Annotated in this window: 21 protein-coding genes and 3 riboswitches; of the genes, 8 read left to right on the top strand and 13 right to left on the bottom strand. The window is 40.3% G+C overall.

Going from position 1 to position 19327, the window contains the following annotated elements; genetic code table 11:
- Window positions 1–75: 75 nt before the first annotated feature.
- The 7 genes from ACIQXN_RS16290 to ACIQXN_RS16320 all read right to left on the bottom strand — a co-directional run bounded on the left by ACIQXN_RS16290 (window position 76) and on the right by ACIQXN_RS16320 (window position 7146).
- The gene (locus tag ACIQXN_RS16290; RefSeq protein WP_402968744.1) at window positions 76–1122 is read right to left on the bottom strand and encodes a M42 family metallopeptidase; all 1047 of its coding nucleotides are present in this window, start codon (window positions 1120–1122) and stop codon (window positions 76–78) included.
- Window positions 1123–1227: 105 nt separating this feature from the next.
- Window positions 1228–1419: a hypothetical protein gene (locus ACIQXN_RS16295; RefSeq protein WP_402968747.1), complete on the bottom strand. Its 192-nt coding sequence runs from the start codon at window positions 1417–1419 to the stop codon at window positions 1228–1230.
- Window positions 1420–1516: 97 nt separating this feature from the next.
- Window positions 1517–3289: an oligopeptide ABC transporter substrate-binding protein gene (gene opp4A / locus ACIQXN_RS16300; protein WP_402968750.1), complete on the bottom strand. Its 1773-nt coding sequence runs from the start codon at window positions 3287–3289 to the stop codon at window positions 1517–1519.
- 20 nt (window positions 3290–3309) lie between these two features.
- Entirely contained in the window at window positions 3310–4215 is a 906-nt protein-coding gene (locus ACIQXN_RS16305) for an ABC transporter permease (RefSeq protein WP_402968753.1), read from the bottom strand.
- Between the two features lie 17 nt (window positions 4216–4232).
- Window positions 4233–5201 carry an oligopeptide ABC transporter permease gene (opp4B, locus tag ACIQXN_RS16310; protein WP_402968756.1) on the bottom strand — a complete coding sequence of 323 codons (969 nt, stop codon included), beginning with the start codon at window positions 5199–5201 and terminating at the stop codon, window positions 4233–4235.
- Between the two features lie 15 nt (window positions 5202–5216).
- Entirely contained in the window at window positions 5217–6143 is a 927-nt protein-coding gene (locus ACIQXN_RS16315; RefSeq protein ID WP_402968759.1) for an ABC transporter ATP-binding protein, read from the bottom strand.
- Window positions 6121–7146, bottom strand: coding sequence for an ABC transporter ATP-binding protein (locus ACIQXN_RS16320; RefSeq protein WP_402968762.1), 1026 nt, complete (start codon window positions 7144–7146; stop codon window positions 6121–6123). Before ACIQXN_RS16320 ends, ACIQXN_RS16315 begins: the two co-directional genes overlap by 23 nt.
- A 481-nt stretch (window positions 7147–7627) precedes the next feature.
- On the opposite strand from ACIQXN_RS16320, the gene ACIQXN_RS16325 reads away from it, so the two are divergent.
- Window positions 7628–8263, top strand: coding sequence for a Bax inhibitor-1/YccA family protein (locus ACIQXN_RS16325; RefSeq protein ID WP_402968765.1), 636 nt, complete (start codon window positions 7628–7630; stop codon window positions 8261–8263).
- A 37-nt stretch (window positions 8264–8300) separates the two neighbouring features.
- Here the strand turns inward: ACIQXN_RS16325 and ACIQXN_RS16330 are convergent, their stop codons facing one another.
- Together ACIQXN_RS16330 and ACIQXN_RS16335 are read right to left on the bottom strand one after the other, a co-directional pair.
- A complete protein-coding gene (locus ACIQXN_RS16330; RefSeq protein WP_402968768.1) occupies window positions 8301–8846 on the bottom strand; it encodes an acyl-CoA thioesterase in 546 nt (181 codons plus the stop codon).
- Between the two features lie 183 nt (window positions 8847–9029).
- A complete protein-coding gene (locus ACIQXN_RS16335; protein ID WP_402968771.1) occupies window positions 9030–9512 on the bottom strand; it encodes a DinB family protein in 483 nt (160 codons plus the stop codon).
- 184 nt (window positions 9513–9696) lie between these two features.
- On the opposite strand from ACIQXN_RS16335, the gene ACIQXN_RS16340 reads away from it, so the two are divergent.
- Window positions 9697–11544, top strand: a complete 1848-nt coding sequence (locus tag ACIQXN_RS16340) for an ABC transporter ATP-binding protein (protein ID WP_402968774.1) — start codon at window positions 9697–9699, stop codon at window positions 11542–11544.
- 55 nt (window positions 11545–11599) lie between these two features.
- Here ACIQXN_RS16340 and ACIQXN_RS16345 read toward each other — a convergent pair whose 3' ends face one another.
- On the bottom strand, window positions 11600–12301 hold the full coding sequence (locus ACIQXN_RS16345; protein WP_402968777.1) for a DUF459 domain-containing protein: 702 nt from the start codon (window positions 12299–12301) through the stop codon (window positions 11600–11602).
- A gap of 186 nt (window positions 12302–12487) precedes the next feature.
- Between ACIQXN_RS16345 and ACIQXN_RS16350 the strand changes: the two genes are divergently transcribed.
- On the top strand, window positions 12488–12991 hold the full coding sequence (locus ACIQXN_RS16350) for a GNAT family N-acetyltransferase (RefSeq protein ID WP_402968780.1): 504 nt from the start codon (window positions 12488–12490) through the stop codon (window positions 12989–12991).
- A gap of 45 nt (window positions 12992–13036) precedes the next feature.
- On the opposite strand, the gene ACIQXN_RS16355 is transcribed toward ACIQXN_RS16350, so the two are convergent.
- Both ACIQXN_RS16355 and ACIQXN_RS16360 read right to left on the bottom strand, forming a co-directional pair.
- Window positions 13037–13270: an aspartyl-phosphate phosphatase Spo0E family protein gene (locus ACIQXN_RS16355; RefSeq protein WP_402968783.1), complete on the bottom strand. Its 234-nt coding sequence runs from the start codon at window positions 13268–13270 to the stop codon at window positions 13037–13039.
- A gap of 201 nt (window positions 13271–13471) precedes the next feature.
- A complete protein-coding gene (locus ACIQXN_RS16360; RefSeq protein WP_402968786.1) occupies window positions 13472–13660 on the bottom strand; it encodes a Fur-regulated basic protein FbpA in 189 nt (62 codons plus the stop codon).
- A gap of 173 nt (window positions 13661–13833) precedes the next feature.
- Window positions 13834–13937, bottom strand: a riboswitch (SAM riboswitch).
- 163 nt (window positions 13938–14100) lie between these two features.
- A riboswitch (TPP riboswitch) is annotated at window positions 14101–14205 on the top strand.
- 67 nt (window positions 14206–14272) lie between these two features.
- Window positions 14273–14365: riboswitch (TPP riboswitch) on the top strand.
- A 101-nt stretch (window positions 14366–14466) separates the two neighbouring features.
- Here ACIQXN_RS16360 and tenA point away from each other — a divergent pair.
- From tenA to thiE, 5 genes are read left to right on the top strand one after another with little or no spacing between them, the layout of a single operon-like run.
- Entirely contained in the window at window positions 14467–15156 is a 690-nt protein-coding gene (gene tenA, locus ACIQXN_RS16365) for a thiaminase II (RefSeq protein WP_402968789.1), read from the top strand.
- 8 nt (window positions 15157–15164) lie between these two features.
- Window positions 15165–15689: an energy coupling factor transporter S component ThiW gene (gene thiW, locus ACIQXN_RS16370; protein WP_402968792.1), complete on the top strand. Its 525-nt coding sequence runs from the start codon at window positions 15165–15167 to the stop codon at window positions 15687–15689.
- Window positions 15658–16464: a bifunctional hydroxymethylpyrimidine kinase/phosphomethylpyrimidine kinase gene (gene thiD, locus ACIQXN_RS16375; protein ID WP_402968795.1), complete on the top strand. Its 807-nt coding sequence runs from the start codon at window positions 15658–15660 to the stop codon at window positions 16462–16464. The genes thiW and thiD overlap by 32 nt, the downstream gene beginning before the upstream one ends.
- 2 nt (window positions 16465–16466) lie before the next feature.
- Window positions 16467–17276, top strand: coding sequence for a hydroxyethylthiazole kinase (gene thiM, locus ACIQXN_RS16380; protein ID WP_402968841.1), 810 nt, complete (start codon window positions 16467–16469; stop codon window positions 17274–17276).
- Window positions 17257–17892, top strand: a complete 636-nt coding sequence (gene thiE / locus ACIQXN_RS16385) for a thiamine phosphate synthase (RefSeq protein ID WP_402968798.1) — start codon at window positions 17257–17259, stop codon at window positions 17890–17892. The genes thiM and thiE overlap by 20 nt, the downstream gene beginning before the upstream one ends.
- A gap of 37 nt (window positions 17893–17929) precedes the next feature.
- Here the strand turns inward: thiE and ACIQXN_RS16390 are convergent, their stop codons facing one another.
- Entirely contained in the window at window positions 17930–19135 is a 1206-nt protein-coding gene (locus tag ACIQXN_RS16390) for an MFS transporter (RefSeq protein WP_402968801.1), read from the bottom strand.
- Window positions 19136–19327: the final 192 nt, after the last annotated feature.

Consider the following 19327-nt stretch of genomic DNA (forward strand, 5'->3'; position numbering starts at 1 on the left):
CGATATATTGTTCTGTTTGACCGATAAATATCAAAAACCCTCGTTCACTTTACGTGAGCGAGGGTTTCCCTTTTGTTATACAAGCTCGGATTGTAAATAATGAGCAATTAGATTGGCTGTATGCTTCAAAGATGAGAGATGCGTTCTCTCAAATGCGTGTGAGGCGTCGATGCCTGGTCCGATCAAGCCGTGGACCACATCGAATCCTGCACGGATTGCTGCGGAGGCATCGGAACCATAATACGGATAAATATCGACCTGATAATCGACATCGTTGGCCTTTGCCAGTGAAACTAAATGCTGACGTAATTTATAATGGTACGGACCGGATGAGTCTTTAGCACAAATGGATACGCTGTATTCATCCGTGGTTTGACCTTCCCCGATCGCGCCCATATCGACCGCTAAGTATTCAACCGTTTTATCCGGAATATTGGAGTTTCCACCATAACCGATTTCTTCATTGTTTGAAATCAAGAAATGCGTCGTATATGCCAACTCGATTTTCCCTGCTTGAATCAGTTCAATGATATGAAGCAAAATGCCAACACTTGCTTTGTCATCCAAATGCCTTGATTTCAAGAAACCTGTTTGTGTTTCCTCGACCCTTGGTTCAAATGAAACAAAATCGCCAACAGATATGCCAACGGCTTCTGTTTCCGCTTTTGAGTTGACTACTGCATCGATCCGGACTTCGATTGTCTCTTCATCACGTTTGGCATCCCCAGCATTTTTGTACACATGGACGGACGTTTGATTGATCAAAATCGTCCCTGTGATGACGTCTCCACCTGCAGTATGGATTTTACAATATTCACCTTCTACTGAATTCCACCGGAAACCGCCGATCATCGTCAACTTCAGACGGCCATTCGGCTTAATTTCCTTAACCATCGCTCCCAAGGTATCCACATGGGCTGTCAGCAAACGATGACAGCTATCATCCTTCCCTTTTAACGTGGCAAGCAACGCTCCCTTATTAGTGATTTGATAAGGTACTTGTTTGCTATCCATGAATGCTGCTGTGTACTTAATGGCCTGTTCTGTATAACCGGATGGACTCGGAATGGAGACTAACTCTTTTATGTAAGAAACGATTTCTTTTTCATTAACGTGATTCACATGGAACGCTCCCTTCTTCTTCTATATAAAAGTATATCTCTTTATGCTTTCATTGAACACACTAAAGAACCGTCAGCTGACGGTTCTCGGTAATAATGAAAAGAATCACTTTAACTGTCTTTGTTTATTGGACATTTCCTTCATATATTCCAAGAAGGCAATTCTCTTTTCATCGGGATAGGCTACGATGTCTGCAATGATTTCCTCTTCCAGAGGCTTTAATAAACGACCGACCGATTCAGTAAACAATATTTCAAGTTCCCTCTTCGTTTCATCAGGATTTCTCACTTCCATCATTATCACCCTTCCAATTACTTACTATTCATATATAACCCTTATTCGCAACATCGAAACGTAAAAATCGGCTGCCTATAGAGGCAACCGATTTTCCACTTTATTTTTTAGCTGATTCTTCAGTTACCCCTACATCAAACCATTGATATTGACGGCCAGCAAGGTAATCATAACCTGTTACCCGTTCATTGACACCAGACAGTGTGTAACGGAATAGCGTTGGTATCATTGGAACTTCTTCATGAACCAGTTCTTGCCACTCATTGTAAACATCTATGCGATATTGATCATCAAAGGCCTCTTCAGAGACTCCTTTTTTAAGCAATTCGTCATTCTTGTCACTGGTCCAGCGAGTATAGTTTGCCGGAGATTTCCTTCCCCATATTCCTGCAGGATCAGGATCGGAAGCAACACCCCATGCAGCTTGGTAAATATCAACATTTTCATCGTCAGTTTTGAGCATATCATAAAATGAATTGAATTCATGAAGACGTCCATCAAGCATCTGAACATCCAATCCGACTTCCTGCCATTGTTGTATATAGTACTTCGTAAGCGGCTCTGCAATATCCCCTCCGCTCATGGAAGCAAAATTGATCTTGAACTCCTTGCCATCCGGATCTTCTCGGAGGCCATCTTTATTTGTATCTTTATATCCAGCTTCATCAAGCAATTTTTTTGCTTTTTCCGGATTATATTCATAAGGTTTCAAATCTTTATTATTATATTTAAAGTTCGGCGTTATCACCGAATTGGCCGGGAAACGAAGTCCTTTATACATTTTCTCTCCAACTTGTTCGTTATTGATGGCATAAGCCATGGCTTGACGAACGCGCTTATCTTCGAATTTAGGATTATCCATCACATTTTCGCCTTTATTCTTGTCGAAATGTCCCATTTTAAAACCAATATAACTATAAGCTAAATCAACCTTCCCTAACACTTCTACGTTGTCCAAGGCCTTCACCTGATCATAATGATCGACATTAAATTCAGCTATGTCAACATCACCATTTTGTAGTGATTTTACCGCTACAGAAGGATTTATAACTTTGAGGGTAATGCTGTCCAATTTCGGTTCGCCCCGCCAGTAATCCTTATTCGCTTCAAATTCAACTGCTTCACCTTGTACGATTTTCTTCACCTTGAATGGTCCAAACCCAATCGGGTTTTTACGTATTTTTTCAGAAGAAGCAAGTTTTGCAACCGGAACATCCTTTAGATATTCTTTATGAAGAGGGAAAACCCATAGACCAGTTTTCACAGAAGGGTTTGCCTGCAAGAAGCTAAATGTAATTTTTTTCCCGTCTACTTTGATACCTGAAATCTTGTCAGCTTTACCTTCATGGTATTCTTTTACTCCTTTGATTTTTTCCATCTGTTCCGGATCATAGTAAATTCCAGGATAATCTTTGTGAGAAATTACTTCGTATGCATATTCAAGATCCGCACCTGTAACGGGCTTTCCATCTTGCCAGTTTACATTGTCTTTTATGGTTAAAGTAAAGGTTTTATTATCTTCAGAAAGCTCGTAAGTTGCAGCACCTTCATTATTGTATACGTAGTTCTCGTCTGTATCTAATAAATCTTCATCATCTATGAACGATGTAATATCATGGTCATAAGTACTTTGTTGGAACATCTTATTTAAAATTCCTTCAAATGGCGTATCTGAAACTAAACCATAAGTCAGGTGTCCCCCTTCAATGGCCTTTCCCTGATTGGTTGTTTTAGTAGGGAATTTCGATGTATCCACTTGCTCGACATCTTTACCCTTTTTCTCTTTAGTTGACGTATCATCAGAACAAGCAGCAAGCAATAAAGATGAAACAGCCAATGCACTTAAAACCTTGCTATAATTTTTAATCTTCATGACATACACTCCCCTTTATTTTATCCTCTTCTTTGTCTTGCATCGGCAGCACGTTTTAGTGCTTGACCAACAAAATTTATACTCAGCATCAACACCAAAATCATGAGTGATGCGGGTATCCATATCCACCATTTGTTTTCTAGAACATCTGGGTTTTGAGAATAACTTATGAGCGTACCTAAACTCGGTGTGCTCTCTGGAAGACCGAATCCCAAAAAGGTCAAGCTGGATTCTAGGCCAATATTGCCTGCAAGATTCAAAATGAAATTAACGATAATCAGAGAACTGATATTTGGAAGCACTTGAAAAATTATGATTTTCCAATGTGGCGTACCAAGTGTTTGTGAAGCATGAACATAATCTAGTTCACGCTCGGATAATACCTTTGAACGGATAAGCCTTGCTTTACCTGTCCATAAAAATAGCGTCATGATCAAAATGAAAACCGTGACATTAAAGGTAGGTACAATCGTAACGAAAACAATGATGAACATTAATTGTGGCAGGGCAATGACAAAATCTATAACACGCATGATTACATTATCGGTAGCACCGCCAAAGTAACCGGCTAAAAGCCCAAAGGTCAAACCGATGATGGCTGTGAATAAAGTAATGAATAAACTAATCGTAAATGAATTCCTCGTACCGATGATGAGCTGGCCAAATACATCTCGTCCACCATAATCAGTTCCTAGCCAATAGTCTGAAGAAGGCTCCATATAGATGGACAGGAAATCGACTTTAGCAATTTCCTTGGCATCCATGAAGAAAGCCGCACCATAAACGAAAAGCAAAATAGCTGCTAATAAAATTAATGAGCCCATTGCAAGTTTGTCTTTCTTAATTTCTTGCCAGATGATTTTCATTCCTGAAGGGCTCACATCTTGCATTTGAATGTTCTTTCCGGTTTCCATTTTCACTTCCATTTACATTCACCTCGCTCCTATTCTATTCGTATACGCGGATCAACCGCGCTAAGTATGATGTCAGAAAGAAGAGTGCCAATCAGCGTCGCGAACCCTGTCATCATGACAATGGCCGTCACAACACTGAAATCCCGCAGACTGACGGAGCTAAGGAAAAGCTGGCCTAATCCTGGATAACTAAAAATAGTCTCTATTATGACAGATCCACCGATCAATCCGGTGATTTCATATCCTAAGAAAGCGGCAATCGGTAAAAAAGAATTTCTTAAGATATGCCGTGAGTATACTTTCGATTCCGGAACACCCTTCGAACGTGCAGTTCTTACGAAATCCTTAATTTTATTATCAATGATTTCATTTCGTAAATATTGAATGGTACTCGTCGTTGCAATTAATGCCGTACTTAAACCCGGCAATATTAAATGATTGATTTTACTTATGACGTAAGCGAATGTCCCACCATCCACATTAGAATCAACGCTTCCGCCTGAAGGGAACCAGTTAAGACCGAACCCGAAAACAAATAGCATAATTAAAGCAAAAATGAAGATTGGTGTACCGAAACCTAGGTAACTGTAACCGGTAACTCCTTTATCCAGCCAGGAATCACTATATCTGCCGCTCACTATGCCTAGCGGGATAGCTAGCAAATATGTAAATATAAAGGTTACGATTGCAAGATAAACCGTATTCCAAAGCCTGTCTTCTATAACATCCATGACCGGGATTTTATGTGTATAAGAAACCCCAAAGTCCCCCTGGATCGCGTTGGATGCCCATCTGGTATATTGTTGATACCATGGGTCATTCAAGCCCATATCTTCCCTGATTCTTTCGAGTTCGGCAGGACTAGTCCTTGAGTTGTTGATTTCCTGACCTGACAAGGCATCTCCTGGCATGGCTTTTGCCATCATGAAAACGATGATGCTCAAGAGAAAGAGCTGAGGAATCATGACTAAAAAACGCCTAAGGATAAATTTCCACATGTTCAATCCACCTCCTTATTGTATTGCGACTCTATGCGTTGAAGTAATAGGCTTCAAATCATACGCCCGTCCATTTTCATCAAAATATTTTGAATAAGATGCTTCATATTCTGCTGTTAATTTCTTTCTGAGCTGTATTTTTTGCTCACGTGCTTCCGGTTCTAGATCCGGTATGGCCGCTATAAGACGTTTCGTGTAGATGTGCTGGGGATTTTCATAGATTTCCTGACTTGTCCCCTCTTCTACTATTCTACCTCTATACATAACGCCCATCCGGTCGCACATATGCCTGATCACCCCAAGGTCATGGCCGACAAATAAATAGGTTAGATTAAATTCCTCCTGTAAATCTTGAAGGAAGTTCAATACCTGTGCTTGAACCGACACATCTAACGCCGAAACCGGTTCATCGGCAATGATCAGTTTAGGTTTTAACGTCAATGACCTAGCGATTCCTATACGCTGACGTTGTCCGCCGGAAAATTCATGCGGATATTTGTAAATCGATTCCGGGCTTAGACCGACTTTATCCAAGAAGTCCTGGACAATTTTCTTTTCTTCTCCAGGGGACAACCGTTCAAAATTCCTTAGCGGCTCGGCGATGATATCGAGCACCCGTTTTTTGGGATTCAACGAGGAATACGGGTCCTGAAAAATCATTTGGATATCTCTTCGGAATGGCTTGATCTCTCTTCGACTCAATGACGCTAAATCTCTACCTTCGAACATGATTTTTCCCGCTGTCACATCATTCAGTTTGACCACAGCTTTACCCGTTGTGGACTTCCCGCTCCCTGATTCTCCAACCAAACCGTAAGTCTCACCTTGTTGTAATTCGAATGACACACCATCGACGGCTCTGACATGATCTACCACTCTACGAAAAAAGCCGCCCCTAATTGGAAAATGCACTTTTAAATTATCTATTTTGAGTAATGTCATAAGGTTTTGCCTCTCCTTCAGATTGAAAATAAAAATCCTTATAACATGTGCACCTTACGAAGTGATCCTCCCCTACCTCATGTAAGGTAGGTGACTCCTCATGGGCCTGTTTAGGAATCCAAGGAATTCGCTCTTGGAATCGGCAGCCAACCCTGTCCATTTTCGCAATGGATGGTACGATGCCTTCTATAACGTGCAAACGTTTTTTCTCAGTAAGTGCCGATGGGATGGAATTCATTAATGACCGGGTATACGGATGAAGTGGTTTCTTGAATATCTCTTTGACGCTTCCCGTCTCAACCACTTGTCCGGCATACATCACGACAATGCGATCGGCAACCTCTGCCACTACGCTTAAGTCATGAGTAATCAAGATGATTCCCATTTTTGTCTTGCTTTGTATTTCCTTTAATAAGTCCAGGATTTGAGCTTGAATCGTCACATCAAGTGCCGTCGTTGGTTCATCCGCAATGATTAATGCAGGATTGCAAGCAATCGCGATCGATATCATGGCCCTTTGGCGCATACCACCCGAAAGTTCATGAGGATATTGCTTGTAGGTCCTATCCGGGTAGGGGATGCCAACCTGTGTTAAAAGTTCAATTGTCCTTTTCTTTTTTTCATCAGTTGATAGATTCGTATGATAATCAAGATTTTCCTCAATCTGCTTTCCGACAGTCATCAAGGGATTCAATGCAGTTAAAGGTTCTTGGAATATCATCCCCAGTTCCTTACCTCGAACTTTATTCATTTGCGGCTCATTAAGGTCCAGTAAATTCTGACCCTTATAATTTATGACACCTTCAGATTTAGTTCTTTGCCTATTATGTAATTGGATGATAGAGAGGGCTAGTGCACTCTTACCACAACCTGACTCACCAACCACTGCTACAATTTCATTTTCATGCACCGTAAATGAGACATCATCCACCGCTGCATGATATTTATTCTGGATTCGAAATGAGGTAGTGAGGTTCTCAACTTGCAATATTGCTTTTTTCATCCTGATCCCCCTAAACTGTTTTACCGGTAAAATAAAAATTTTCTGATAATTAAATAAAATTGTAATCAATTTATAATATTTATTCAACATATTTCTATCAAATTATAACATTTTTTTAATTAATTATAACTTTAGGAATAATTTTTCCCTATAATTTTATTTTCACAAATTATTTTTTTTCATTTTTACGTTCCTATAATAATGGGAGTTTCATCAATAAACTAAAGCACTCTATCTATTTTATATATATGAAAATAATAAAAGTAGGCTGTTCCTTTATAGACAAATATATCTTTACTTATCGATTTCCGAAAAATATTTTCTTAATATTTTGATATTTCAGTAAATTATCCTTAACAAGAATATTAATCAAAGATGCTACTTTTTTTGTTTCCTCTATAAGAAGCCTTGAATAAAAGTGAAACCTTTCAAACTTTATTGCGTAAGAACTGGTATAAATAATTATATGGAGGTAAACCCAATGTATTCACATACCGTAGATTCGTATATACCCTCTGTCATGCGTACATTTGCTATATCCCTTGCCATTTCCGTATTAGGGATGGCTGCAGGGACCCTTATCCCCCCTGCCTTATTTCTGCCTTTAGCGATTTTGGAAATTGCCATGCTGATCGGCGCATTCATCATGAGGAGAAAAAAAGCAATTGGATACACATTTCTGTATGCTTTTACATTGATATCTGGAATGACCACCTATCCGATCATTGCTCACTACCTAGCCTTAGCCGGAGCAAACGTCGTGATATTAGCTGGCGTGACGACAACCGTCGTCTTTGGTGGATTAGCGTTATACGCAACAACAACCAAGAGGGATCTGTCATTTTTAAGTGGAATGCTTTTGGCTTCCTTGCTAGCTTTAGTAGCCATTAGTATATTTAATCTATTCTCGCCTTTAAGTTCCACGGCGATGCTCGTCTTTTCCTTTATTGGGATTCTTGTATTCAGTGGATATGTTCTTTATGATTTCAATCGTATGAAGCATTACGGGGTAACTGCAGAAGAAGTACCACTCATGGCATTGAATCTTTACCTGGATTTCATCAATCTATTCATTAATATCCTCCGTTTCTTTGGAATCTTATCAAGCGATGACTAATACGAAAAAACGGGCATTAGCTGCCCGTTTTTTCGTATTATTTATATAACCCTGGATCTGATTTTTCAGTCGTCCATGGCAATTTCACACCAAAGGTATTCGCGATGAATTGTGTATCATCTCTTCTTTTTTTCCGTACGTCTGCCCGGTGTTTGGCTGATTCGTTTAAGTTCTTTTCCATCTCAGTCTCCGGAACCAACCGTGGAACAGGTATAGGTTTTCCGTTGTCATCGATGGCAACAAAAGTTAAGAAGGAAATAACACAAAGATTTCTTTCTCCTGTAAGTAAGTCCTCGGCAACGACTTTTACAATGATTTCCATGGATGTCCTGCCTGTAAATGTTACAAAGCTTTCAAGACAAACTGCATTTCCTTCATGAATGGGATGCAGGAAATCGACAGAATCAGTCGATGCTGTTACGACATTACTCCTCGAGTGACGCATTGCAGAAATAGCCGCTACGTCATCGATATAAGCCATCAATTTCCCTCCAAACATCGTACCGATATTATTAGTATCCGGCGGGAGGACCAAGCTCGTTTTTATAACTAAAGAGTCCTGGCAATGTTTAATTTCTTCCATGGTGAATGCACTCCTTTTATGTCCATTTTCTCACTAGTTCACTTTAACGAATTTTGCGCGTTAAAGCAATAATCATGATTATAGCCCTCACTTTTTACTTGTAACAACAGTTTACTACCCCCTACATAGTCTTTCCTAAATGAATCCATATATAAAAAAACTCAACCTATAGGCTGAGTTTTTTTATAGTTTGGACTTCAACTCTTCTATTTGGAATAAATGCCGTTTTTCATGCAACCCGACAAACGGTATCCACTGCTTTAAACTTAGATCTTGAAACATGGGGTGCGGGAAAGACTTTTCGTTCAAGGCATCCTCATTCGCATGGGAAACTACCGCTTCCAATGCCTCTCGGGAAGATGAAAGCTTCGTTTTCACTTCATCTAATGTTAGAAATTCCTCTGTTGGAATGACGGAGGATGGTGCGTCCACCTTAGTGTCACGATTTAACGTATACTGTATCGGTTTATCGTCTGCATGTTTGCTCTCATCACTAGCCAATGTATCGGCAATGCCTTTAGTAATTGCTCTCTCCATTAGATATAGATGATTTAATACCTGAATGATGCTCCATCGCCCTTCTTCTGGGTGAGCATTTAATTGTTCATCCGATAATCCATTCACCGCTTGTATAAGTTCTTCCCTGATCTTTTTGTTCTCATCCATGGTTACCCTCTCCCCTCACTAGTTACCATGATTATTCCATCATAAGGATTAATTGTAAAACATAAAGGTTCTTTATCAAAAGATAACCCATCAAATGTTGTCTAATTTTTTTAATCCTCTATGATAGTCCTAAAGGTATATTCCTTTTAAAAACATTTTTCAATTTATCGTAGGAGTGATTAAAATGAGCGCGGGACATATCCCATTTAGTCATAAAGGCCGTAGTGCAATGAATGCCACACCATCAAAGGGAAGCATTTGGGTCATGCTCAAACAAATATTCAATCGCATTCCATCCCGATGGAAATTTTCAAGTATGATTATATTCATCATGATCTTCATTTCTTTGCTTGAGTTTTCCATACCGCAACTTACGCAATATACCATTGATGAGGTCATTCCAGACAAAGAATATGGCTCTTTGATTTGGGTAGGATCAGGCATCCTCGTTGCCGCCATTTTATTGGCATTGCTAAACTTTTTGAATAGCTATATCGTCTCAAAAGTCGGGCAAAAGGCGATCATGGATTTACGGAATGGCTTATATGACCATATCCAAAAGTTGGATATGAAATTCTTTGATAAAAACCGAACCGGGGACTTAATGTCCAGACTTACGAATGATGTAAATCTGCTTCAACAGCTCATTTCATCCAGCATGCTTCAGGTCATAACAGATACGGTTACTTTTTTTGCGGTTGCAGTATATATGCTCTTCATCAATTGGAAGCTGACCGTGGTCCTTCTCTTAACATTTCCGTTCATGTTCTATATGACACGTGTATTCGGCAAACGGATCCGCCTCTCTTTTAGAAGTGTGCAAAGTTCTGCCGGCGAGGTCAGTAATCAGCTGCAGGATTCTCTCTCCGGTATGCGGCTCATTCAATCCTTCACCAATGAAGAATTCGAATCGAAACGATTCGCAGACCGGAATCATGAGAATATGGTAGCGAACATCAAATCGGTTCGCTTGCGCTCCATGTTCGGCCCGCTTATAGACTTGATGAACAATTTGGGTCTTGTCGCCGTGATTGTATTTGGGGCCTGGCAAGTCATGCAGGGAGAGTTTACGATTGGATTAATCGTGGCATTCCTCGCTTATCTAAGGCTTCTTCAAAGTCCCGTTCGTAATTTCAGCCGGGTAATCAGTATCGTGCAACAATCGGCTGCAGCATTTGAACGTATTACAGAAATAATGGAGACGCAACCGGGAATCAAGGACAAGGAAACAACTCTTGATCTTACAGAGATCACGAAACAAATCGAGTTTCATGCGGTTGATTTCGCTTATGACGAAGGAGTTCCGGTACTCCGCAATCTTAACCTTATAATAAAAGCAGGAAAGGTAACCGCCCTTGTCGGCTCTTCAGGGGCAGGAAAATCAACGGTTACCAGCCTTTTAATCCGTTTTTATGATCCCCAACAGGGCACAATTAAAGTGGATGGTCATGATATTCGTGATCTTTCGCTCAAGTCTTTACGAAGCCAAATGGGGATAGTTTCACAGGATATCATTTTGTTTAATGGTTCCATCCGCGATAATATTATTTATGGTAAACTCGATGCAACAGATGAGGAAATTATTGAGGCAACTAAAGCGGCCAATGCCCATGAATTTATCAGTGATTTCCCGAAAGGATATGACTCACAAATCGGAGAGCGTGGGGTCAAACTTTCCGGTGGCCAAAAGCAGCGCATTGCCATTGCCAGGGCTCTTTTGAAGAATCCTCAAATCATCATTCTGGATGAGGCGACAGCATCGCTTGATACGGAATCCGAACATCTAATCCAGGAAGCGTTATCCAACTTACTAGAAAACCGAACGTCCATCGTGATTGCCCATCGATTATCAACCGTACAAAAGGCAGATCAAATTGTCGTTCTTGAAAAAGGCATTATCCAGGAAAAAGGAACACATGAACAACTACTGCTAAATAATGGACGATACAGACAGCTCCATGACTTACAGTTTCCCCAAGCAACTCCCAATCAGAAACATAAGCCCACTGAGCAAAAACCTTTCCGCTCATGAGGCTCCATCATAAAAGGGACATGGAAATAAGCTTCCATGCCCCTTTTTATTGTTCTTATTTAAAATTGTATTTATCTAATATTCGATTCGTGATAAGCTGGTAGCCTTTTTCATTAGGATGTATCTCATCACTGAAGTACTCTTCTTTATCTTTATTTTGGAATAAATCATTCGTTGGGATATATTTCAATCTATTATCCTTATCCACCCTTTCTTGTAAGGCGGAGTTATAATTATTAATATGGTTTTCCAATTTCATATCCTCTTTGTTAGGATTATATAACCCTATCACAAGAATATCCGCTTTAGTATTTTTCTCTAAAAGTAAAGAAAGAATCGTATCTATATGCTCGACGTACTCCTTTTTTCCATCATTTATCTTTTGATCATGTATTTTTTTCAAATTTCCACCATTACTATTAATCAAATCGTTTATTCCGATATAAACGATAAAAGTATCGGCCTTATCCAGTTTCGTGTTTATTTCTGTATCTTCAAGCTGATTAATGACCCCGTCCGTTTCCTGACCTTTTATTCCATAATTCCAGAATTGCACTTTCTTATCCGAATCGGAATCATTCGTTTTCTGCTTCAGGTCATCTATATACCCTTCCCCTTCTTGATCTCCCTTACCATATGTCAGCGAATCTCCAAAAGCCATGACTCTTTGATCGTTTTTCTCACCCACTGCCTGAAACACATAGGCAACTAAACATATAACAAGTACAATAAATAATATGCCAACTATCTTTTTCATGTAATATCTTTCTCCTTTTTATTCACTAGGAAGTATTTAATTTTATAAATACCCAAAAAGAGGACGAGCCTAACATTCAAAAACAATTGTAAGAAAAACCCGGGAAAGTGTATGATAAGAGAAATCTTTCCTATTGCACCTTGGTGAACGGGAAAAGAGCTAAAAAATATGGATTGGAGCTAAATGATGTATGAGGAAATAGGGTTCAGAGAAGCAGTAATAGAGGATTTGCCTAAAATTGTCGAGATTTACAATTCTACAATCGCTTCGAGGATGGTTACGGCAGATACGGAACCAATTACAGTAGAATCACGGTTGAAATGGTTTGATGAACATACCCATAAACGTCCATTGTATATGATTACATATGATGGGAAAACGGCTGGTTGGATGAGCTTTCAATCTTTCTATGGTAGGCCCGCATATGATTCTACGGCTGAAATAAGCATTTATCTTGATGACGATTTCCGTGGAAAGGGTATTGGACAGACTTCGATTCAGAAAGCTATGGAGGTGAGTCCGAAGGTAGGAGTAAAGACACTCCTAGGATTTATTTTCGCTCACAATGAACCAAGCATTAAACTTTTTTCAAAATTCGGTTTTGAAAAATGGGCTCATTTACCGAAAGTGGCAGAACTCGATGGATTGGAACGTGACTTGGTCATCCTTGGTAAACGTGTCACTACATGACTCATTCAATTGCAGGAAAGGACTAGATTTGTATTTAGAAGGACTTCATTCCCTATAATTTTTGGGAAGTGCATTTTCTAAGTATCTTACGGGATTAACAGCGTTTAGTAACGAATCCAACTCCTGGCTTGCTTGAACTGTAATTCTGCTTGTAAAACCATAATTCGTTGCTAACATGATCATTTCTTTTCGCTTTTCTTCTATTTTTTCCACTGTTATATATGGATACTGCAATATCATCACTTCCCATTTTTTCAAGTATTTTACACTTTTTATCATAATCAATACACTAGTCAAAATCAATCATATTCCAAGATTTAAATATGTTATTTTATAAATTATGTGTGACAAAATACCCATTAACTTTCCGCTTTATGTATTATTTATGTCGATTTAAAAAAGGAAGAAGCATTTGCTCTGTAATGTAGCAAATGCTTCTTCCTTTTTAAGCTGTAAATTTATGATAGGTAAACATCTTAGCTATGTCATACATTCTGGAGGTGACTCATTACCTGATCTATCTATAATAATCCTATATTCATCCTCAAGAGCTTTTAATGGAGCATCATATAGATGCTTTTCGTCAGAGGTTTTATATACACCATTTGATAATAGTTCTTCTATCAACAATGCTCTCCTCTGTTCTTTTTTCTCGAAAAACTCTGCCATATAAATGGCTCCTTTCCTTAGGTTCATACTTCAAACTTATGAATAAGCCTAATCTTATAGACTTCGCTTAAGCCAAAATATATATACCTTTTTTACAGTTTCCTTAAACACATTTTCACAAAATAAAAACCTCTTCTAATCCAAGAAGAGGTTGACAGATGCCCGTTCGTCTCTTCTTATCTCCCAAGCATAAGCTTGTTGGAAGAAGCACAGTTCCCCGATGGGCCTGTTGCCGAGGTTTCTTAGGGCCAAGTCCCTCCACCTCTCTGGATAAGAATATAGAATATAAATGATTTCGACATGATTTTATACCATTTTCAACCAAAAGTCAAATGTGTTCATTTTTTTTATACTTTTTACCTATTAAACTCTTTTAGATAATGGGTGTGCATCGGTTGCATTTTCCTTTTTATCTGTTATGATGACATTAATCACATACGAAATACCACTAGGGGAGTCTTCTATAGACTGAGATGGAATGATGTTCCGGACCCTTTGAACCTGATCCGGGTGATGCCGGCGGAGGAAAGTGGATGATATCGTCATCGATATTTGACTTCATCCATCTGCCCCGTTCCGTTTTCAGGAACGGGTTTTTTGTTTAATTGAATAATAAACTGCTAGGGGAGCCATTAATAGGCTGAGAATCAAACCCTTTGTACCTGATCTGGTCATACCAGCGTAGGAAAGCAGGTTGAAAAGGGATCCTTCCATTCCTAGAACAGCCGCTTTCTAATTGAAAGCGGCTGATTTTTCATTTTAAGCTCCTTTCTAAGTATGTGAATTTAATAAAGGAGGAAAAAATCATGACGAATACCCAATGGAAATCTTTCAGTGAGAGACTTCATCATCGTGCAAAAGAAATCTGGAAAAGGAATCATACTCATCCTTTCGTTCAAGCAATTGGAGACGGGACACTACCAGAAAAGAAATTCGCCTATTACTTAAAGCAGGATTATATCTATCTTATCGATTATTCCAAACTTTTTGCTTTAGGGGCTATCAAGGCTAACAATCTTGAAACCATGGCCAAGTTTGCAGGTATTTTAAATGAGACGCTCCAAGTAGAAATGAATTTGCATCGGAACTACTGCAAAGAGTTCGGAATCAGCTCTGAAGAATTGGAAAATACCGAACCCACCCCCATTACCCTTGCCTATACAGGCTATATGCTAAATGCCGCACATCACGGGACACTGGCTGACATTGTCGCCTGTTTGCTTCCATGTGCTTGGGATTATTATGAGATTGGTTTGCTGTTAAAAGAACAAAACGGGAAAGCGCTAGCGACAAATCGTTATGCCCAGTGGATTGAATCGTACTCATCTCCTAAATTCGCCGAAGCCCATAAATGGTTGGCTAAGCTTTTAGATGAGCTGACGGAAGGTTTACCTGAAAAAGAACTAAATAAATTAGAGAAACACTTTTTAATGACCTCCCGATATGAATATTTATTTTGGGACATGGTTCATCACGAACATGATTGGCCGCTATGAAAGTTGATATGAATAACTTATTACGTAAAATGACGCTGACTGGCATGTTCACGGCAATCGCTACCTTAACAAGTTCGTTCATTTTTGTCCCGGTTGGATATGCAAAGATCTTTCCTATTCAGCATGTAGTTAATGTTATCACAGCCGTAATATTGGGACCGTTCTTTGCTGTGACCCAAGCCTTTTTGGTATCACTTATCAGAAACATGATAGGTACTGGCTCCATTTTTGCGTTTCCGGGAAGCATGATCGGTGCCCTCCTGGCCGCGCTCCTTTACCAAAAAACAAAAAAGATTGGGATCGCCTGCATAGGAGAAGTATTGGGAACCGGCATTCTTGGTTCTCTGGCCTGTTATCCAATAGCTGTCTTATTATTGGGGGAAAAAGCTGCACTTTTTGGTTTTTTACCAGCTTTTCTTCTTAGTTCATTAATGGGTTCACTCTTAGCCTTTCTTTTATTGAACGTACTTTTGAAAAATGATTATATGAGGAGGCTTTTTTATGAAAACAGCACTAACGATCGCAGGATCTGACTCAGGAGGCGGGGCTGGAATCCAAGCTGATTTAAAGACTTTTTCAGCACACCTGGTTTTTGGCATGTCTGTTATCACAGCTATCACGGCGCAAAATACCATGGAAGTTCGTTCAGTCCAGCCTATCGATTTAGCAATGATTACCGATCAAATTGCCGCCATTTTTGAAGACATTCATGTCGATGCAGTAAAAGTTGGGATGCTTGGGTCAAAGGAGACCGTCGAAACCGTTGCAAATTCGCTTAAGTTATTTAAGCCTGCTACCGTCGTCATTGATCCTGTCATGATATCCAAAAGTGGACACCATCTGCTGGATGAAGGGGCCGTTTCATCGTTAAGAACCGATTTACTTCCACTCGCAACACTTGTGACACCCAATATACCTGAAGCAGAAGTCCTTACCGGGTTCCCGATCCGGACGAAACAAGACTTTTATAAGGCATGTACCGCTATTCTTGAACTGGGTCCGAAAGCGGTGTTACTGAAAGGAGGACATGCAGCAGGAAATCCCAATGACCTCTTTTATGATGGGAAGGAATTCACTTGGTTCAAGGGCGAACGCATACATACCAAAAACACGCATGGGACCGGCTGCACCCTTTCCTCTGCCATTACATCCAACCTTGCAAAAGGAATTCCTTTAGATCTGTCCATCGAACAAGCGAAAGTCTATATTTCAGAAGCCATACGAAATAGCTTTGAACTTGGTAAAGGACATGGGCCTGTTCACCATTTCTACCAATTTCACAAAGAGAACTGGAGTGATTTAAATTGAAAATGGCCATTACTGACCTATTTGAACAAGTTAGGAAGAAAAAACCGCTCGTCCACCAAATCACCAACTTTGTCACGGTCAATGATTGTGCCAATGCAACCTTAGCAATCGGCGGTTCTCCCGTCATGACTTCCAGTCCAAAAGAAGTGGCCGACATGGTGAAGCTGGCACAAGCACTTGTTTTAAATTTTGGAACGATTGATGATATGTCCTTGGAAGCGATGGAGATTGCCGGAAAAACAGCAAACGATCTTCATATACCGATAATTGTCGATCCTGTGGGTGTCGGTTCGACCCCTTATCGAACAGAGAAAGCGATGGAACTGCTCGATAAAATGACTGTTCAAGTCATTCGGGGTAATGCAAGTGAGATCCATAGGCTAATGGGAGGCGATATCGTAACGCGTGGGGTCGATTCAGGCGCTCTTTCAATCAGCAACGCCGAACTGGCCTTACTTGCTGCTAGGAAACTGAATAGTGTAGTCGTCGTGAGTGGAGCCAAAGATGCTGTCAGTGACTCGTCACAAACATCCATCATCGATAATGGAAATCCCCTATTAACGAAAGTAACAGGGACCGGCTGCATGGCGACAGCCCTGATTGGTGCTTTCTGCGGAGTAACAGGGGACTATTATTCTGCTGCGATTGCTGGAATTTCTACAATGAGCCTCTCTGGTGAACTTGCTGCAAGAAATCTTAAAGACAATGAAGGCACTGGGACTTACAGAACAAGGATAATTGATGCCATTTCAAAAATGGATCAATCCATATGGGGAAGCGAGGTGAACATTCATGAAGAAATTGCCCTTTGATTTGAGTGTTTATTTGGTAACGGAAGAGACGTTAGAATTCGAGGAAATGACCAATATTATCGTCGAGGCGGTTGCAGGTGGAGTCACAGCCGTCCAACTTAGAGAGAAGAAAGCATCCTCCCTCACTTTTTATCAAAAAGCTTCCCTGTTGAAACAGGTTCTCAATGACCTGTCCATTCCTTTAATCATTAATGACCGGGTAGATGTAGCTCTTGCCGTAGGAGCGGATGGAATTCACGTTGGACAGGATGACCTCCCTCTATCTATCATAAAAGACCTGGTTCCTGACGATATGATTATTGGGGTTTCTGTGTCGACCTTGGAAGAAGCCCTTGTAGCTGAACGAAATGGCGCCGACTATATTGGCGTTGGCTCTATATTTCCCACCAATACGAAACAAGATGCAACCATAATGGCAGAAGGCGAACTGGAGAAAATTTGTAGTAGTGTTTCGATTCCTTCCGTAGCGATTGGGGGGATTACAGCGGATAATATTCATACACTTTCAAAAAGTGGTATATCCGGGGTGGCGGTCGTCTCTGCCATTTTACAGGCCAAGCATCCTCATGATGCCGCCAAAACCCTCTCAAATGCTGTACTAAGCTTTACTAACTAATAGAAGGAGGATGTCTTTACGAGTCATCCTCCTTCTATTATGAAAGAATCGTATTCTTCGTTTCTTTTCCAAATGCCACAGCAAGTGCACCAATTAAAATGGCAATGGTGAAGATGGTGAAGATTGTCGAAATCGGTGTACCCCCAGCAACTAAATAACCGACAAGCAACGGGCCCAAAATCCCACCGACACGCCCGATTCCAGCAGCTAATCCAGTTCCTGTACCACGTATGACAGTTGGATATTGTTCAGGTGTATACGCATAAAGTGCTCCCCATGCTCCTAAATTGAAAAACGACAGAAACATTCCGGATACGATCAAGAATGACAACCCTTCAGCTGAGCCAAAGAAAAATGCACTACTTGCCGTGCCTATTAAATATGTAATCAATACGAATTTACGCCCCATCTTCTCTATCAGCCATGCAGCAGAAAAATAACCAGGAAGCTGAGCCAACGTCATGATCAATACATATTCAAAGCTTTGAATCATGCTAAACCCCTTCATCACCATGACACTCGGCAACCATAAAAACATGCCATAATAAGAAAAGACCACGCAGAACCATAGGATCCATAACACAAGTGTCTGACGTGCGTAACCCTTTTTCCAGACACTTTTCATATTGTCCAGCACCGACGGTCTCTGTCTCTTTTCAAGCTCCGTATATTTTGGAGAATCGGGTAATTTTAAACGCAGATAAAGAGCATAGAACGCAGGAACGGCACTTAATAACAATGCGATACGCCATCCGTACTCCGGAATGATGAAATAGGAAATGAGCGCAGCCAATAACCAGCCGACCGCCCAAAAACTTTCTAGCAGTACGACAACACGCCCCCTTTTACTCGCTTCGACGCTTTCAGAAACAAGCGTTGACGCAACGGGAAGCTCTCCCCCAAGCCCCATCCCTATCAAGAAACGTAAAATCAGGAATAAGCTGAGCGTACTGACCGCTGCCGACAGACCGCTCGCAATCGAAAATAATAATAAGGTAATGATAAAGACATTCTTTCTGCCAACCCGGTCTGCCATCGCTCCAAAAAGTATGGCGCCAACCGCCATCCCGATAGAATTGATGCTCCCTATCCAACCGACCTGTTCGCTCGTTAAATTCCAATCCTGTTTCAATGCAACGATGATAAATGAAAGCATCCCTACATCCAGTGCATCAAACATCCAACCAAGACCAGCGACTCCCAACAATTTACGCTGAGATATCACTTTTGCATTGTTCTCCATATTATCCTCCTGAATTCTGATGAAACTTCTTAATATAGTCTCCTATTTGATTCTACCTATTAATTTTAAAGTTTACCATATATTTTACACCTGTCTTGACACTTTTCTTTACTCAAGTTAAAAAAACGTTGATTTCACGCCTTTTCCGCCATAAAAAAAATGTCGAACATTAATGATTGTATACTCCACTTA

It is taken from the genome of Peribacillus sp. NPDC097295, assembly GCF_044761665.1.
GTDB lineage: Bacteria > Bacillota > Bacilli > Bacillales > DSM-1321 > Peribacillus.

Coding starts and splice junctions, on each gene's coding strand:
- ACIQXN_RS16295 (WP_402968747.1), bottom strand. CDS start 1,419: ATGATGGAAGTGAGAAATCCTGATGAAACGAAGAGGGAACTTGAAATA.
- opp4A (WP_402968750.1), bottom strand. CDS start 3,289: ATGAAGATTAAAAATTATAGCAAGGTTTTAAGTGCATTGGCTGTTTCA.
- ACIQXN_RS16305 (WP_402968753.1), bottom strand. CDS start 4,215: ATGGAAGTGAAAATGGAAACCGGAAAGAACATTCAAATGCAAGATGTG.
- opp4B (WP_402968756.1), bottom strand. CDS start 5,201: ATGTGGAAATTTATCCTTAGGCGTTTTTTAGTCATGATTCCTCAGCTC.
- ACIQXN_RS16315 (WP_402968759.1), bottom strand. CDS start 6,143: ATGACATTACTCAAAATAGATAATTTAAAAGTGCATTTTCCAATTAGG.
- ACIQXN_RS16320 (WP_402968762.1), bottom strand. CDS start 7,146: ATGAAAAAAGCAATATTGCAAGTTGAGAACCTCACTACCTCATTTCGA.
- ACIQXN_RS16325 (WP_402968765.1), top strand. CDS start 7,628: ATGTATTCACATACCGTAGATTCGTATATACCCTCTGTCATGCGTACA.
- ACIQXN_RS16330 (WP_402968768.1), bottom strand. CDS start 8,846: ATGGAAGAAATTAAACATTGCCAGGACTCTTTAGTTATAAAAACGAGC.
- ACIQXN_RS16335 (WP_402968771.1), bottom strand. CDS start 9,512: ATGGATGAGAACAAAAAGATCAGGGAAGAACTTATACAAGCGGTGAAT.
- ACIQXN_RS16340 (WP_402968774.1), top strand. CDS start 9,697: ATGAGCGCGGGACATATCCCATTTAGTCATAAAGGCCGTAGTGCAATG.
- ACIQXN_RS16345 (WP_402968777.1), bottom strand. CDS start 12,301: ATGAAAAAGATAGTTGGCATATTATTTATTGTACTTGTTATATGTTTA.
- ACIQXN_RS16350 (WP_402968780.1), top strand. CDS start 12,488: ATGTATGAGGAAATAGGGTTCAGAGAAGCAGTAATAGAGGATTTGCCT.
- ACIQXN_RS16355 (WP_402968783.1), bottom strand. CDS start 13,270: ATGATAAAAAGTGTAAAATACTTGAAAAAATGGGAAGTGATGATATTG.
- ACIQXN_RS16360 (WP_402968786.1), bottom strand. CDS start 13,660: ATGGCAGAGTTTTTCGAGAAAAAAGAACAGAGGAGAGCATTGTTGATA.
- tenA (WP_402968789.1), top strand. CDS start 14,467: ATGACGAATACCCAATGGAAATCTTTCAGTGAGAGACTTCATCATCGT.
- thiW (WP_402968792.1), top strand. CDS start 15,165: ATGAATAACTTATTACGTAAAATGACGCTGACTGGCATGTTCACGGCA.
- thiD (WP_402968795.1), top strand. CDS start 15,658: ATGAAAACAGCACTAACGATCGCAGGATCTGACTCAGGAGGCGGGGCT.
- thiM (WP_402968841.1), top strand. CDS start 16,467: ATGGCCATTACTGACCTATTTGAACAAGTTAGGAAGAAAAAACCGCTC.
- thiE (WP_402968798.1), top strand. CDS start 17,257: ATGAAGAAATTGCCCTTTGATTTGAGTGTTTATTTGGTAACGGAAGAG.
- ACIQXN_RS16390 (WP_402968801.1), bottom strand. CDS start 19,135: ATGGAGAACAATGCAAAAGTGATATCTCAGCGTAAATTGTTGGGAGTC.